Here is a 15,614-nt window from a genome sequence, read left to right as displayed (position 1 = left end):
GCTCGCGCAGGGTGCCTGCTCCGGACACGCGGCTCAGGCCGGGCCGACGAGCCGCGCCGCGTGCACCTCGTGCGCGCCGGCGTCGACCGCGCCCGCGAGCACCCCGAGGAGCAGCTCGGCGGCGGCCCGCCCGTAGGCGCGCGGCCGGAGGTCGACCCCGACGGCGCGCGCGGCTCCCGGGTCCACCGCCATCGTGCCGAGCTGGATCCCGGCGCCGTATCCGCGGGCCTGCAGCGCGAGGGCGTGCGGCACGACGCTCTGCGCCACCCAGACGAGCGCATCGCGTCCGGCAGCCTCGACCTCGGCGAGCGCCCGCTCGATCTCGGCGTCCGTGGGCGCCACCGGGACGCGCAGCACGAGCGGCTGGACCCCGTGCGCGCCGCACCAGTCGCGGTACCCCGCGACGACGTCGCTCGCCCAGAGCGGCTCGCGCTGCTCCTCGAGCGCGGCGAGGGCGGGGCGCTCGGCGCCGCGCTCGCTGAGGACGTCGAGCACCTGCCCGATGAGTCCGCGGTGGTCGGCCGCGATCGAGGCGGCGACGGCAGCGCTCCCCGGTCCGCGGTACTCGCCGACGGCGACCACGGGCGCCTCCCCGAGCCCGCGCACGGCGTCGGGGAAGGTGTCGGGGGTCGGGTCGACGACGAGCAGGCCGTCCACTCCGGGGCGGGGAGAGCCCCCCGCGGCGGCCGTGCGGAGGAGGAGATCGAGCCCGCGCTCGGCCGCGACGTCGGCGACACCGAAGGTGAACTCCATGTAGAAGGCGAGCTCGCGGAGGTCGGCCGGGAGGTGCAGGCCGATCGCCCCGTGCTGCCCGCCGCGGAGGCGCTGCGCCGCGCGGTTCGACTGGTAGCCCATCGCCTCGGCCTGCGCGAGCACGCGCTGACGCGTCTCCTCGGACACCCGGCCGCGGCCGTGGAGCGCGGAGGAGACGGCCGTCTTCGAGATGCCGAGCGCCCGGGCGATGTCGACGATCGTCACTCCGGAAGCAGCCATAGCTCCAGCATAGGGGCCGCCCCGCGGCGACCCGCAGTTGCGCGCGCCCGGCCCGGCACGTATATTTACGCAGTGCGGGAACGTTCCCGCACTTGATCCCGCGGCCGCGCCGCCCACTCGACAAAGGAGTCACCCGTGTCCACAGCCACCCCCGCAGCCCCCGCCGGCCTCGCCGCGCTGACCGGGAAGGTCATCATGGGCTTCGTCGGCACCTGGGTGATCGCGCTCATGGCCGCGAACCTCGTGCCCGTGCTCATCGCCGCCATGGTGCAGGATCTCGGCGTCGACATCGCCACCGCGGGCGCCCTCGCCACGGGGATGACCGCGGGCTCTGCGCTCGCCATGTTCATCACCACCCGCTTCATTGCCACCGCCGATCGCCCCCGGCTCGGACGCCTCGGCCTCCTCGCGATGGTGCTCGGCTACGGGATCGCGGCCGCCCTGCTCACGACCCCGGCGGTGATGGGCGGGCTCATGCTCGGCGGGATCGGCGCCGGCATCATGATCGCGACCGGCACGGCGGCCGCATCCTCGACGCAGAACCCCGACCGCACGGTCACCACTGTGATGGTGATCAACCGGATCGGCGCCACCGCGCTCCTCGCGATCGCGCCGCTCTTCCACAACGACCTGCGCTCCGTGCTCATCGTGATCGCCGCGCTCGGCCTGCTCGGCCTGCTCCTCGCCGGCGGCCTCCCGAACCTCCCCGCGAGCGGCGCGGGCCTCCCCCGCGATGCGGGATCCGGCGTTGCCGCTGACACCGCCCCGGCCGCGGCCTCGCGCACCGTGACCATCACCGCGCTCGTGCTCGCCGTCTCGATGTGCCTCTGGTCGCTCACCGAGGACATGGTCTACTCGATGACCAGCGTGCTCGCGGATCAGGCGGGCCTCACGCCCGAGGTCTCCGGCGCGCTCCTCGCGGGCAAGGTCGGCGGCGGCCTGCTCGGCGCCCTCCTCGCGCCGCTCGCCCTCCGCTGGATCGGCCGCAGCTGGTCGCTCGTCATCATCATCGCGATCAGCACGATCACGAAGTTCATCATGATCACGAGCGGCTCCGCGATCGCCTACAGCGTCTCGATCGTCATCTGGGGCGTCATGTACGGCGCGATCCTCGTGCTCGTCACGGGCCTCGCCGCCGTGATGGACGTCACGGGCCGGGTCGGCGTCATCGTCTCCGGCTTCTACCTGGCGGGCGTCGCGTTCGGCCCGCTCATCGGCGGCCAGCTCGTCGGCGTGCTGAGCCCCGTCCAGTACGCGCTCGTGGTCACCGCTCCGAGCATCGTGTTCGGCGCGGCCCTCTTCCTCATCTCGCGCTCCCGGCGCAAGTTCGAAGACGGCAACACGACCGCGCTCCCCGTCGCCGCGCCCGTCGCCGAGCGCGCGTAACCCCGAAGGAAGGATTCCCATGCCCGCGCAGCAGCGACCCGCTGATCTCCCCGCTCCCCCCGCGCCCGGGGCGGCGCCCGTGGCCCCACCCGTCGCCCCGCCCGTCGCCCCGCGCGCCGAGCGCATCGTGGTGGGCGAGCGCGTCCATGCGCTCGCCGAGCGCCGCTCCGACAGCGCCCCGTCGGCGGACGCGCCGTCGGCGGACGCACTGTCGTCCGACGCCCCCTCGGCGGTCGCGGTCGCCGCGGGCCGGGTGCTCGCGGTCGGCACCCCCGAGTCCCTCGCCGGGCTCCGCGGGCCCGAGACCATCGTCGACGAGTTCCCGGGCGCCACGATCGTGCCCGGCCTCATCGACGGCCACACGCACATCGTGTTCGGGCTCGAGCTCACCCGCGGCGTGCAGCTCACCGACCGCCCGCTCGACGAGGTGCGCGCCGCGCTCGCGTCGGCCGCGGCGGCAACCCCCGAGGGCGAGTGGATCTTCGGCTGGGGCGTCGACCCGAACATCTTCGCCGCGAGCGGGTTCTCGGGCCGGATCTTCGACGACGTCACGGCGGGGCGCCCGCTCTTCCTCCGGATGCGCGACGCGCACTCCGCCGTCGTCAACAGCGCCGCGATCGCGCACGTGGGCCTCACGGGTGCCGAGCGCTTCCCCGACGAATCCGCCGTGGGGGTCGACGCCGACGGGAGTCCGACGGGCTACCTGCTCGAGCTCGCCGCCATGGACCTCGTGCTCGAGCGGGTGCCGCCCGAGCCGCTCGACCGGCGCGCGGACCGTCTCACCGAGGTGCTCGCCGGCATGGCGGCGAGCGGCATCACCGGCACGCACGTGATGGACTTCCACGACGGGAGCCGTGAGGTGCTCGAGCTCCTCGAGGAGCGGGGCGAGCTGCCGCTCCGGCTGCGCTTCTCCCCCATGGTGCCGCCCGGCTCGGACGATGCGGCGCTCCGCGGGATCGCCGAGCTCCAGGGCCTCCACGGCCGGCGCTGGCGAGTCGACGGCGTGAAGTTCATGATTGACGGGACCGTCGACAACGGCTCGGCCTGGCTCGCTGAGCCCGACTGCTACGGCGAGGGGCTCCGCTCGATCTGGACGGACCCCGAGGCGTACCGCCGGGCGCTGCGCTTCTTCGCCGAGCAGGGGATCCCCACGGCGACCCACGCGATCGGCGACCGCGGGGTGTCGTTCGTGCTCGACGCGCTGGAGTCGCTCGGCGAGCTGCGCGCCCGCGCCGCGCACCGGATCGAGCACATCGAGACGATCCCCGACGAGACCGTGCCGCGCTTCGCCGCCCTCGGGGTCGCCGCGAGCATGCAGCCCATCCACGGCACGCGGCACACGCGCGCCGATCGGAGCGACAACTGGTCGGTGCGGCTCGGCGAGGAGCGCGCGGCGCACGGCTGGCGCTGCAAGGACCTCCGCGATGCGGGCGCCGTGCTCGCGCTCGGCAGCGACTGGCCCGTCACCCCCTTCGATCCGCGAGCGATGATGGCGGAGACGATCCTCCGGGTGCCGCTCGCGCGCCCCGAGCTGCTCCCCGTGCAGCCCGAGCAGGCGCTGTCCCCGCTCGAGGCGCTCGAGGGGTACACGGTGCACGCGGCGCGCGCGATCGGGGTCGCCGACGAGGGCGCGATCCGCCCGGGCGCGCGTGCCGCGCTCACCGTGTTCGCCGCCGATCCGCTCGCGGTCTCTCCCGAGGAGCTCGCGGAGACGCCCGTGCTCGCCACTTACGTGGACGGCACTCGGGTCTAGCACCGCCGCACGAACGGCTGGGGGCCGGGGCGCGCATGCGCCCCGGCCCCCAGCCGTCTCAGCACCCGCTGCGGGTGCGTCCGGCTACGCCGTGAGCACCCGCCACTCGCCCGTCTCGGCCTCGGGCGGCATGCCGTCGAGGATGCGGATGGTGCGCGCATCCGGGTCCGTAATGATCGTCGCGAGCGTCGCCCAACGCTCCCCGAACGCCTTCGTCATGTCGGGCACGCAGGTGAGCGGCGGCTGCCCCTCGCCCGAGAGGAGCAGGCGCACCATGGCGTCGGGAGCGTCCGGGAACCCGGCCGCGAGCCGCTCGCGCACGAGCGCGAGGCGCTCCGACGAGTCGGGCTCATAGAGCTCGGTCTTCTGCGCGCCGAGCGGCGTCTCGTGCTGGAAGTGGTTCGTGCGCTGCACCGATCCCGCGATCTCCGGGATCGGGAACACTCCGGCCGGGCTCATCTCGACCGAGACGGCGCCGCTCGCGTCCACCATCGTGAACGCGGAGGACGAGGTGATGGGCGCGCTGCGGATCAGTTCGAGCGCCTCGGCGATCGTGGCGCACTCGCTGAGCACGACACCCGAGAGCACGTGCATGGGCACCCCCTCCGGCCGGTCGTCCGCGTGCCCGAGGATGTTGAAGTGCAGCCCGAGGCCCGCCTCGTTCACGCCGATCTTGCTGATGATGCCCTGCTCCGTGAGGCCCGCGTAGCGGTACCCCGGGCCGGAGACGGCGTGCGTGTGCCAGAGCTCGTCGAACTCGATGTGCCAGTCCCAGGTCTGCACGCCGAAGCGGTGCCCGTCGATCTCGGCGGTCACGGTGGAGCACTCGTGCGCGGCGCGGTTGCCGAGCGCGAGGATCTCGGTGCGTGCGTTGAGGGCGACGACGGCGGCGAGGGGCACGCCCGCGCCCTCCGCGATACCCGTCAGCTCCTCCACGAGCTCGGGGCGCCAGGCGGTGAGGGTGGCGAGGATCCGCTCCACGCCGGCCTGCTCGCGCTCGGGGCTGACCTCGATCATGCGGAACAGCTCGGTGTACTGCTCGACGGCGGCGGGGAGCGTGCCGCGCAGCGCCGTGCCGCGCGCGAGGCCGAGCTCGCGTCGCGTCGCGCCGTGGAGATCCAGGTGGATTCGGCTCGTCTTCTCGGTCATGTGCTGGTTCTTTCTGGTGTCGCTGGGCACGGGTGAGAGACCCGTGGGGTCGGAAGTGCGGGTGCGCCGCGCCGGGCGGCGCACCCCGGGGTCGGAAGTGCGGGCGATCAGGGGGCGGGGGCCGCCCCCGCTCCCGCGGCGCCGCCCGACGGCTCGCTCGCACCGAGCAGCGCGTCGCGCAGCCCGCGCTGGGGCTTCCAGCCCGGGCGCGGGGCCGAGGCGATGAGCAGCTGGGTGTAGGGATCGCGCGGGGAGTCGAGCACCTCGTCGACCGTGCCCCGCTCGATGATCCGCCCCTGCCGCATCACGACCACGTCGTCCGCGATGTCGCGCACCACGGAGAGGTCGTGAGTGATGAAGAGGTAGGAGAGGCCGTGCTCCTCGCGGAGGCGCTTCAGCAGCGCGAGGACCTGTGCCTGGACCGAGACGTCGAGCGCGGAGACCGCCTCGTCGAGCACGATGATCTCGGGCTCGGCGGCGAGCGCACGCGCGATCGCGACGCGCTGCTTCTGCCCGCCCGAGAGGGCGGCCGGCTTCGCGTCCGCGTGGCGCTCGGTGAGCCCCACCTCGGCGAAGAGCTCGAGCACGCGCGCCCGGCGGCCGGCCCGGTCGAGATCGGGGCGGTGGGCGCGAAGCATCTCGTCGATCGTCGCGCTCACGGGGAGCGATCGGTTGAGGGAGCCCTGCGGGTCCTGGAACACCATCTGCACGAGCTTGGCGCGCTTACGCAGCTCGCGACGCGCGGTGGTCGGCTGCACCTCGGTGCCGCCGATCCGCACGGTGCCGGCGTCGGCCGATTCGAGCCCCACGATCACGCGGGCCAGCGTCGACTTCCCGGATCCGGATTCGCCGACCACGGCGAGGCAGGTCCCCGCGCGCAGCTCGCAGGTGACGTCGTCGAGCGCGGTGACGCTCGCCTTGCGGCTCAGGTGGAAGGTGCGCCGCAGACCGGTGGCCTCGATGATGGGGGTGGAGTTCATGCGCCGGCCTCCTCGGTGCGGGGGTGGGTGGGGGCGCCCGCTCGCGCGGCCGGGTGGCCCGCGGGGTAGAGCATGGGCCGGGCCGCCATGAGGTTGCGCGTGTACTCGGTCTTCGGGTGGTCCCGGATCTCATCGGGCGTGCCGATCTCGAGGATCTCCCCGTCCTTCATCACCGCGAGCCGGTCGCAGACCGCGGCGGCGAGGTCGAGATCGTGGGTCACGAAGATCATCGACAGGCCGTGCTCGCGGCGCATCTCGTCGAGGATCGCGACGACCTCCGCCTGCGTCGTGACGTCGAGCGCGGTGGTCGGCTCGTCGGCGAGCAGCAGCTTCGGCGAACCCGAGATCGCGCCCGCGATGACCACGCGCTGCAGCATGCCGCCCGAGAGCTGGTGCGGGTAGGAGCGCAGCACGCGCTCCGTGTCCGCGATCCCGACCGAGCGGAGCAGCTCCGCGGCCTTCGCCTCGGCGTCGGCCCGGCTCATCGACCGCGCATCGGCCATGCCCTCGACGAGGAAGCGGCCGACGGGCAGCACGGGGTTGAGCGCGCCGTGCGGGTTCTGCGCGATGAGCGCGAGATCCTCAGCGCGGATCCGGCGCAGCTCCTCCCCCGAGGTGGCGAGGAGGTCGGTGCCGTCGAGCTCGATCCGGCCGTCGACCCGGGCGCCGCCCGGCTCGATGCCGAGGATGCACTTCAGCGTCATCGACTTGCCGGAGCCCGACTCGCCGACGAGGCCGAGCGCCTCGCCCTGGCCGAGCGTGAACGAGTTGCCGTGGAGGATCTCCGTCTCCCGGCCCGTGTCCGGGTCGGTGACGGTGAGGACGAGTCCTGCGATGGTGAGCATCAGCGGGTCCTTCCTGCGGCGCGGCGGCCGCCGAGCTGTTCGCCGACGTAGCCGAACGCGGCGACGGTGATCACGATCATGAGGCCAGCGAAGATGCTCTGCTCCCAGAAGCCCTGCTGCAGCGACGCCTGCCCGTTCGAGACCATGAGGCCCCAGTCGGGGGTTGGCGGCTGCACGCCGAGTCCGAGGAAGGAGAGCGCGGCGAGCTCGATCATCGCGTAGCCGAAGTTGATCGTCATGCCGGTGAGGATCTGCGTGCGCACGTTCGGCAGGATGTGGCGCACCGTGATGAGGAAGCCCGAGATGCCCTGGAGCTGGGCCGAGGCGACGTAGGGCAGGTTCCGCTCGCGGAGCGCGACCGAGCGGATCACGCGCGCCGAGTAGGGGGTGAAGCCGATGGCGAGCGCGATCGAGGCTGTGAGCAGCGAGGGGCCGAAGATGGCCACCGCGAGGATCGCGAGGAGCATGTTCGGGAACGCGAAGAGCACGTCGAGCACGCGGCTGATGATCGCGTCGACCTTGCCGCCGAACCAGACGGCCGTGAGCGCGAGCGTCGTGGCGAGGAACGCCGTGATGACGATCACGATCGTGGGCCCGATGAGGCTCGTGCGCGCGCCCCAGATGATGCGGGAGAGGATGTCGCGCCCCGACTGGTCGGTGCCCATGAGGTGCGCGAGGCTCCACGCCTCGTGCCGCGCCGTCACGCTGCCCTCGAAGGGGTCGTAGGGGGCGATCACCGGGGCGAGCAGCGCCATGAGCACCACGAGCACAATGATCGCGAGGCTCACGAGGCCGACCGGGCCGAGCCGGCGCCGAAGCAGCTGCCAGCCCGTGGTCGGCACGTCGCCGCGGTGCTTGCGCAGCAGCTGGACGGCGACCGTGTCCTGCGCGCGGGTGTTGGTGCCGGGGTCGCGGGTGAAGTTCTGCTCGGTCATCGCGCTGCCACTCCCTGGCTCAGCCGGACACGGGGGTCGATCACTGCGTAGAGCAGATCGACGATGAGGTTGATGAGGCCGAAGGCCAGCACCATGATGAGGGCGATCGCCTGGACGACCGCGAAGTCCTTCTTCTGCACCGAGTTCACGAGAAGCGAGCCGATGCCGTCGAGCGTGAACGCGTACTCGATCACGAAGGCGCTCGCGAGGAGGCCGGCGATCTGGGTGCCGATCACGGTCGACACGGGGAGCATCGAGTTGCGGATCGTGTGCCGCCAGAGCACGAGCTGCTTCGGCACGCCGCGGGCGATCGCCATGACGACGTGCTCGGATCCCTGCTCCTCGCGCACGGCGGTGCGCGTGATGCGGGCCACGACGGCGATGCCGGGGAAGGCGAGCGCGATCGCGGGGAGCGTGAGGTGCCAGAGCCGGTCGACGAAGCCCTCGCCGGATCCGGAGACCGGGAACCAGCCGAGGCTCGAGCCGAAGAGGAACATGAGCACGAGCGCCGCGAAGAAGGTCGGCACGGCGAAGCCGAGGTTGGAGCCGAAGACGACGAGCTTCTCGAAGACGCCCGACTTGGTCGCGGCGAGCACGCCGAGCCCGACGCCGAGGACGACGATGAGGATCGCGGCGTAGAGCGCCAGCGAGAGGGTGGTGGGCAGACGCGAGGCGACGAGCGTCGTCACGTCCTGCTGCGTGAGCAGCGAGCGACCGAGGTCGCCCTGCAGCACGTCGAGCAGCCAGTGCCAGTAGCGCAGCAGGAAGGGGTCGTCCAGACCGTACTGCTCGCGGATCGCGGCGAGCACCTCCGGGGTGACCGTGCGTCCCTGGACGAGGAACTGCTCGGGGCTGCCCGGTGCGAGGTACATGCCGGCGAACACGATGAAGCTGGACACGATGAGCACGCCGACGAGGGCGGCGAGCCGTTTTCCGAGGTAGATCATGAACGATCCCTTCCTGCTGCGGTCACGCGCTAGGCCGTTGCGCCGAGATCGGCGGCCCAGGGGTAGTACAGGTAGACGAACGAGGCGGGGGCGCCCGTGATGCTGTCGTCCATGTACATGCGCACGGCCAGGTCGTTGATCGGCACCCACGGCTGCGCGGCCATGATGAGCGCCTCGGCCTCGACCGTCAGCTCAGCGCGCTTCTGCTCGTCGGGCTCGGCGATCGCGGCATCGAGCGCGGCGTCGACCTTCGGGTCGGAGAACTGCGCGTAGTTCTGGTCGCTGCCCGTCTTCGCGACGCTGATCAGGTGCAGCAGCGGATCCGGAGCGCTCAGGTAGTTCGTGGTGACGAAGCCGTCGAAGCCCTTGCGCGCCTCGGGGTCGGAGAAGAACGCGCCGAACTGCGCGCTCGGCACGCCGGTCGGCTCGAGGGTGATCCCGAGCTCCTTCGCGCCGTTCGCCATCTCGTTCAGGATGTCGGCGTAGAAGCTGCGCTCCGACGGGTAGGCGATCTTGATCGGCTTCGAGAGGTCAAGATCGGTGCCCTCGAGCTCGGCCTTCGCGGCCTCGATGTCGTGGCTCAGGTCGGGGAGCTGCTCGTCGCGGAGCTCGGCGACGCCGGAGATCGCGTCCCATGCCGACTGCGGCACGACCGAGCGGGCCACGGTGCCCGTGCCCTCGTAGACCGTGTCGGCGATCGCCTGACGGTCGGTCGCGCGGGTGAGCGCGCGGCGCACGACGGGGTCGCCGAAGAGGCCCTCGCCCGTGGAGATGATGGCCATGTCCTGCATGCCCTGGCCCGCGAAGAGCGTGCCGCTCGTGCTGCTCTTCAGCTGGCCGAGCGCGGGAAGCGGAACGTCGTAGGAGCCCTGGATCTCACCGGTGGCGAGGCCGTTCGCGATCGCGGTCGGATCGACGACGAAGCCGATCTCCACCTGCTTCGCGTGCGCCTGCTTGTCGCTGTTCCAGTAGCCGTCGTAGCGGTCGAGTGTGATCGACTGCCCCTGCTTCCAGTTGCCCGGGGTGAACTGCAGCGGGCCGGTGCACATCACGCCGGTCTCGGGGTTGCCGTAGTTCTCGCCGGCGGCCGTGCGCTGGGCCTCCTGCACGACGACGCCGATGATAGTGCTGAGCGAGGAGGGGAGGGTGTAATCGGGCGTCTTCAGCTCGATCGTCACCTCGGCGTCGCCCGTGGCCTGCACCGAGGCGATGTTCGCGACCACGCCGCCGCCCCAGTAGCTGCCCTCTGCGGGATCGATGTGGCGGTTGATCGAGAAGACGACGTCCTGCGGGGTCATGGCGGAGCCGTCCCAGAAGGTCACGTCGTCGCGGATCCCGAGCGTCCAGGTCTTGCCGTCCTCGGTGTCCGCCTCGGTCGCGAGGTTCGGCTGCACGGAGAAGTCGGGCTGCATCTGGAACAGCGGCTCGCAGAGGTTTGCGACGATCGTGTTCTCGGGGTAGTTGAAGGCCTTCACCGGGTCGAGGCTCGCGAGCTCGCCGTAGGTGGAGTTCCAGCTGACCTTCTCGGCGTCGGCAGCGGGGACGGGGGTGGTCTGCAGCAGGGCGTCCTCGGCCTTCGAGCCGCCGGCGTCTCCGCCGCGGGCACCCGAGGCGCAGCCGGTGAGCGCAAGGCCCGCGATGGCGAAGAGGGCGATCGATGCCCGCATCGGTGCGAGTTTCACGTTGTTCTCCATTCGAAGTTTCGTCATTGAATCTCCTTGGCCCGACGCGACGCCGGACGAAAGACCCACGCAGGATGCTAACACCCAAAACGATTTGTGCAAAACGGTTTGGTTCTCACGTTTCGGTAACGGATCACCCCCGCCACCCCCGCCAACACCCCCGCCGCACACCCGGCTCCGGCTATCCTGGCGAGGTGCAGCGCAGGGGCAGACCGACGATCAAAGACGTGGCCAAAGCGGCCGGGGTGTCTCCGACGACCGTGTCGCACGCCCTGAACGGCAAGGGCGTGGTGCGGCGCGAGACGATCGAGCGCATCGAGCGCGTCGCCGACGAGATCGGCTACCGCCCCAGCCCGATCGCCCAGGGCCTCCAGAATTCACGGCTCGGGCTGCTCGCCCTCGTCATCCGCCCCCTCCACAGCCTCGACACGTTCCTCCCCGAGGGCGTGGACTACTTCCTCCGCATGGCGGGCGCCGCCTCGCTCGCTGCGATGGAGCACGGCTACAGCATGATGCTCGTCGACGATCCCACCCGGCCCGATGCCCCGCTGAGCGCGACCGCCGCGGACGCCTACATCGTGACCGAGCCCTTCGCGAACGATCCCGTGCTCACGCTGCTCTCGGAGCGGCACATCCCGGTCGTCTCGGTCGGCTCCGATCCCGCACGACCGGGCCAGTTCGTCGAGCTCGCCACCCGCGACTGGGAGGAGGCGATCCTCGTGCTCGACCACCTCCGCGCCGCTGGCGCCTCGCGCGTCGCCCTGCTCACGGGAACCGACGAGAACGCCTGGAACCGCGAGTCCGAGGACGCCTACCGCGAATGGTGCGCCCGCCACGGGCAGCGGGTCGACCTCGCGGCGTTCCCCGAGGTCGAGGGCGAGCGCGTGGGCGCGGCAGCGGCCGAGCGCTTCTTCGGCGCGGGCGGCACCCACCCCGACGCGATCTTCTGCCTCACCGGCCGGCACGCCGCGGGCTTGAACGCGGCGGTCGCGGCGCGCGGCATCCGCGTACCCGACGACCTCCTGATCGCCGCGGGATCGGGCGCGATCCAGAACCGCATGTCGACGCCGAGCGTCACCACCCTCGATCTGCACCCCGAGGGCATCGCGGCGCGCGCGGTCGAGGTCGCGGTCGAGCTGGCCGAGGGGCGCACCCCGCGCGGCCCCCTCGAGGTGCCGCACGCGACGCTCGACGTGCGCGACTCGACGCGCCGCGCCCGCGACTAGCGGTTCGCGGTTCGCGGGGGCGCTGCTCGCTCAGTTCCCACCCCGTATGCCACCGCTCCCCTCCGTTTCCACAGGAGAAATCTGGAATCTCGGAGCCTATTCGGGGTTCTGGTCCGAGATTTCAGATTTCTCCTGTCGGATCCGAGGCCAGCGACTGTCGGATCCGAGGCCAGTGTCTGTCGGATCCGAGGCCAGCGACTGTCGGATGCACCCGCCGATTCCGCGTGGGGAGCGCCGGACCCGCACCACACTCCCCACGCACAACGCAGCCCGCCCCGCCGCCCACGAGGGGCGGCGGGGCGGGCTGCGATCCGCGGGCCGAGCCTAGGCCAGGCGTGCCTGCAGGTTCTCGTCGATGGCCGAGAGGAACTCCTCGGTCGTGAGGAATGCCTGCTCAGGGCCGACGAGGAGCGCGAGGTCCTTCGTCATCTTGCCCGACTCGACCGTCTTGATGACGACGTCCTCGAGGGTCTCCGAGAACTCGATGAGCTCCTGGTTGCCGTCGAGCTTGCCGCGGTGCGCGAGGCCGCGCGTCCAGGCGAAGATCGAGGCGATCGGGTTCGTCGAGGTCGGCTTGCCCTGCTGGTGCTGGCGGTAGTGGCGCGTCACGGTGCCGTGCGCGGCCTCGGCCTCGACGGTCTGCCCGTCCGGCGTCATCAGCACGGAGGTCATGAGGCCGAGCGAGCCGAAGCCCTGCGCGACGGTGTCCGACTGCACATCGCCGTCGTAGTTCTTGCAGGCCCAGACGTAGCCGCCCTCCCACTTCATGGCCGAGGCGACCATGTCGTCGATGAGGCGGTGCTCGTAGGTGAGGCCGAGCTCGTCGAACTGCGCCTTGAACTCAGCGTCGAAGACCTCCTGGAAGATGTCCTTGAACTGGCCGTCGTAGGCCTTCAGGATCGTGTTCTTCGTCGAGAGGTAGACGGGGTACTTGCGCGACAGGCCGTACTTGAACGAGGCGCGCGCGAAGTCGCGGATCGAGTCGTTGAAGTTGTACTGGCCCTGGATGACGCCGCCGCCCTCGGGGAGCGTGACGACCTCGAACTGCTGGGGCTCCGAGCCGTCAGCGGGCTCGAAGGTCATGGTGACCTTGCCGGGGCCGGCCTTGAAGTCGGTGGCCTTGTACTGGTCGCCGTGTGCGTGGCGGCCGATGATGATCGGCTTGTTCCAGCCGGGCACGAGGCGCGGGATGTTGGAGATGATGATGGGCTCGCGGAAGACGACGCCGCCGAGGATGTTGCGGATCGTGCCGTTCGGGCTGCGCCACATCTTCTTGAGGCCGAACTCCTCGACGCGCGCCTCATCGGGCGTGATCGTGGCGCACTTGACGCCGACGCCGTGCTTCTTGATCGCGTTCGCCGCGTCGATCGTCACCTGATCGTCGGTCTCGTCGCGGTGCTGGATCCCGAGATCGTAGTACTCGAGCGTCACATCGAGGTACGGGTGGATCAGCCGATCCTTGATGAACTGCCAGATGATGCGGGTCATCTCGTCGCCGTCGAGTTCGACGACGGTGCCTGCAACCTTGATCTTCGCCAACGCTTCTCCCAGTGTCGTATTGTGTGAGCTCGGAGGCGCGCGGCTCAGTGTGCGCCACGCGCTGAATTCATGCGGGCGCGGCGAGTGCCGCGTGCCCGGGTCGGGTCCGGTAGGACCACCCTCCACTCTACCCGAGTTCTGCTGGGTATCTCGGCGTCGAGATATTTTTCGGGAGCGCCTCCCCGCGGGAGAACACCCGGATCACCCGCAGATCGGGATCGAGCGCGACGCAATCTGCCCAGCGGCCGGGCGCGAGATCGCCGACGTCGTCCCAGCCGACGGTGCGCGCCGGCGTCGTCGCGGTCATGCGCACGGCAGCCTGGAGGGCAGCGGCCGAGAGCGCAGCGGAAGAAAGAGCAGCCGGGGAGGCAGCGCCCGCGCCAGCGGCCGGGGCACCCCACCCCGCGGCGGCGCGGAAGAGCGCGTCCATCGTGACGGTGCTTCCGGCGATTGTGTCGCTCCCTGCGAGCCGGGCGACGCCGTCGCCCACGACGACGTCGAGCGCGCCGAGCCGGTAACTGCCGTCGCCGCAGCCCGCGGCGCCCATCGCGTCGGTGACGAGGGCGACGCGATCCGGCCCCGCCTGCGCCGCGACCCAGCGGGCCAGCGCGGGATCGAGGTGCGTGCCGTCGGCGATCAGCTCGACTGTGACGCGCGGATCCTCGAGGAGCGCGAGCACGGGACCGGGGGCGCGGTGGTGGAGCGGGGGCATCGCGTTGAAGAGGTGGGTCGCGACGGTGGCGCCCGCCTCGATCGCGGCGCGCACGGTCGCGGCGTCGGCGTCGGTGTGCCCGATCGCGACGACGACGCCCGCGGCGCGGAAGCGCGCGATCGCGTCGAGCGCGCCGGACAGCTCCGGGGCGAGGGTGACCATGCGGACGGCGCCGGGGGCGACGGCGAGGAGGGCATCGATCTCGGCCGGATCGGGGTGGCGCAGCTGCGCGGGATCGTGCGCGCCCGCCCGCGCGGGGCTGATCCAGGGCCCTTCGAGGTGGACGCCGCCGAGCGTCCCGTCGGCGACGAGCGGGGCGAGCGCCGCGAGCTGGGCGCGGAGCGCCTCGGGCGCGGCCGCGACGAGGCTCGCCATGCTGCGCGTGGTGCCGTGGGCGCGGTGGGCCGCCCGCGCCGCGCGCGCGGCCGCGGGCTCGCCGCTCGGGTAGTCGGCCCCGCCGCCGCCGTGCACGTGGATGTCGACGAAGCCGGGAACGAGCGTGGTCTCGGGGCCGAGGTCATGCACCGGTTCGCGGGGTGGAGCCCCGGCGCCGACTGCGACGACGCGGCCGGCCGCGTGCTCGACCCAGCCGGGCTCGTGCGTCGCCGTGCCGGTGACGACGCGCCCCGCAGCGATGACCCCGTCCACGAGGGATCAGACCTCGGCGGGAATGCGGTTCGCCGGCTGGTGCCGCTGCACGTGCTCGTAGTAGTCGACGAGACGCAGGCGGCTCGCGGCGGCTCGGTCGATGATCACGGTGGCGCGGGCGTGCAACTGGAGGGCGCTCGCGGGGCAGATGCTCGCGACGGGGCCCTCGATCATGGCGGCCACGGCCTCGGCCTTGCCCTCGCCCTGCGCGACGAGGAGGAGTTCACGGGCGTCGAGGATGGTGCCGAGCCCCTGCGTGATGCAGTGGAGCGGCACGTCGTCGAGGCTGGCGAAGAAGCGTGCGTTGTCCTCGCGGGTCTGCGGGGCGAGCGTCTTCATGCGGGTGCGCGAGGCGAACGAGGAGCAGGGCTCGTTGAACCCGATGTGGCCGTTCGCGCCGATCCCGAGGAGCTGCAGGTCGACGCCGCCCGCGGCGGCGATGCGGCGCTCGTAGTCCTCGCCCGCCGCGGCCAGGTCGCTCGCGCTGCCGTCGGGCACGTTCACCCGGGCGGGGTCGAGGCCGAGCGGCTCGGTCACGGTGCGGCGGATCACCTCGTGGTAGGCCTCGGGGTGCGTGAGCGGCAGTCCGGCGTACTCGTCGAGCGCGAAGGCGCTGACCGCGGAGCAGTCGAGCCGGCCGTCGCGCACGCGGGCGGCGAGCGCCTCGTAGGTGCCGACGGGCGAGGAGCCCGTCGCGACCCCGAGCACGGCGTTCGGCTTCGCAGCGATCCGGGCGGCGATCTGCGCGGCTGCGCGCTCCGCGACCGCTGCCGCATCCTCCACGATGATGACGTCCACAGTTCCTCCAGGCGTTCGGTG

Annotated in this window: 13 protein-coding genes; 3 read left to right on the top strand and 10 right to left on the bottom strand. The window is 71.9% G+C overall.

Annotated elements, in window-relative coordinates; translation table 11 throughout:
• Positions 1 to 33 precede the first annotated feature (33 nt).
• Entirely contained in the window at positions 34 to 993 is a 960-nt protein-coding gene (locus U874_RS0103385) for a LacI family DNA-binding transcriptional regulator (RefSeq protein WP_025133141.1), read from the bottom strand.
• Between the two features lie 135 nt (positions 994 to 1,128).
• Between U874_RS0103385 and U874_RS0103380 the strand changes: the two genes are divergently transcribed.
• Together U874_RS0103380 and U874_RS0103375 are read left to right on the top strand one after the other, a co-directional pair.
• Positions 1,129 to 2,379 carry an MFS transporter gene (locus U874_RS0103380; protein WP_025133140.1) on the top strand — a complete coding sequence of 417 codons (1,251 nt, stop codon included), beginning with the start codon at positions 1,129 to 1,131 and terminating at the stop codon, positions 2,377 to 2,379.
• Between the two features lie 19 nt (positions 2,380 to 2,398).
• A complete protein-coding gene (locus U874_RS0103375; RefSeq protein ID WP_081809873.1) occupies positions 2,399 to 4,132 on the top strand; it encodes an amidohydrolase in 1,734 nt (577 codons plus the stop codon).
• A gap of 84 nt (positions 4,133 to 4,216) precedes the next feature.
• Here U874_RS0103375 and U874_RS0103370 read toward each other — a convergent pair whose 3' ends face one another.
• The 6 genes from U874_RS0103370 to U874_RS0103345 form a co-directional block, all read right to left on the bottom strand.
• On the bottom strand, positions 4,217 to 5,281 hold the full coding sequence (locus U874_RS0103370; RefSeq protein ID WP_029987542.1) for a C45 family peptidase: 1,065 nt from the start codon (positions 5,279 to 5,281) through the stop codon (positions 4,217 to 4,219).
• A 107-nt stretch (positions 5,282 to 5,388) separates the two neighbouring features.
• Positions 5,389 to 6,261, bottom strand: a complete 873-nt coding sequence (locus U874_RS0103365) for an ABC transporter ATP-binding protein (RefSeq protein WP_025133139.1) — start codon at positions 6,259 to 6,261, stop codon at positions 5,389 to 5,391.
• Positions 6,258 to 7,106: an ABC transporter ATP-binding protein gene (locus U874_RS0103360; RefSeq protein ID WP_025133138.1), complete on the bottom strand. Its 849-nt coding sequence runs from the start codon at positions 7,104 to 7,106 to the stop codon at positions 6,258 to 6,260. The genes U874_RS0103365 and U874_RS0103360 overlap by 4 nt, the downstream gene beginning before the upstream one ends.
• Positions 7,106 to 8,041: an ABC transporter permease gene (locus U874_RS0103355; protein WP_025133137.1), complete on the bottom strand. Its 936-nt coding sequence runs from the start codon at positions 8,039 to 8,041 to the stop codon at positions 7,106 to 7,108. Before U874_RS0103355 ends, U874_RS0103360 begins: the two co-directional genes overlap by 1 nt.
• Positions 8,038 to 8,988, bottom strand: a complete 951-nt coding sequence (locus tag U874_RS0103350; RefSeq protein WP_025133136.1) for an ABC transporter permease — start codon at positions 8,986 to 8,988, stop codon at positions 8,038 to 8,040. Before U874_RS0103350 ends, U874_RS0103355 begins: the two co-directional genes overlap by 4 nt.
• Positions 8,989 to 9,017: 29 nt before the next feature.
• Positions 9,018 to 10,697, bottom strand: coding sequence for an ABC transporter substrate-binding protein (locus U874_RS0103345; protein ID WP_232755857.1), 1,680 nt, complete (start codon positions 10,695 to 10,697; stop codon positions 9,018 to 9,020).
• Positions 10,698 to 10,897: 200 nt separating this feature from the next.
• On the opposite strand from U874_RS0103345, the gene U874_RS0103340 reads away from it, so the two are divergent.
• The gene (locus U874_RS0103340; RefSeq protein ID WP_232755856.1) at positions 10,898 to 11,896 is read left to right on the top strand and encodes a LacI family DNA-binding transcriptional regulator; all 999 of its coding nucleotides are present in this window, start codon (positions 10,898 to 10,900) and stop codon (positions 11,894 to 11,896) included.
• A 324-nt stretch (positions 11,897 to 12,220) separates the two neighbouring features.
• Here U874_RS0103340 and U874_RS0103335 read toward each other — a convergent pair whose 3' ends face one another.
• The 3 genes from U874_RS0103335 to nagB form a co-directional block, all read right to left on the bottom strand.
• Entirely contained in the window at positions 12,221 to 13,435 is a 1,215-nt protein-coding gene (locus U874_RS0103335; RefSeq protein WP_025133133.1) for an NADP-dependent isocitrate dehydrogenase, read from the bottom strand.
• Between the two features lie 127 nt (positions 13,436 to 13,562).
• A complete protein-coding gene (locus U874_RS0103330) occupies positions 13,563 to 14,795 on the bottom strand; it encodes an N-acetylglucosamine-6-phosphate deacetylase (protein ID WP_025133132.1) in 1,233 nt (410 codons plus the stop codon).
• A gap of 6 nt (positions 14,796 to 14,801) precedes the next feature.
• Positions 14,802 to 15,593 carry a glucosamine-6-phosphate deaminase gene (gene nagB, locus U874_RS0103325; RefSeq protein ID WP_025133131.1) on the bottom strand — a complete coding sequence of 264 codons (792 nt, stop codon included), beginning with the start codon at positions 15,591 to 15,593 and terminating at the stop codon, positions 14,802 to 14,804.
• Between the last annotated feature and the right edge of the window lie 21 nt (positions 15,594 to 15,614).

The organism is Leucobacter sp. PH1c (genome assembly GCF_000633415.1).
In the GTDB taxonomy this organism is placed as follows: Bacteria; Actinomycetota; Actinomycetes; order Actinomycetales; family Microbacteriaceae; genus Leucobacter.
The sequence above is the reverse complement of the archived record's forward strand: the minus strand, read 5'-3'. Positions and strand labels throughout refer to the sequence as shown.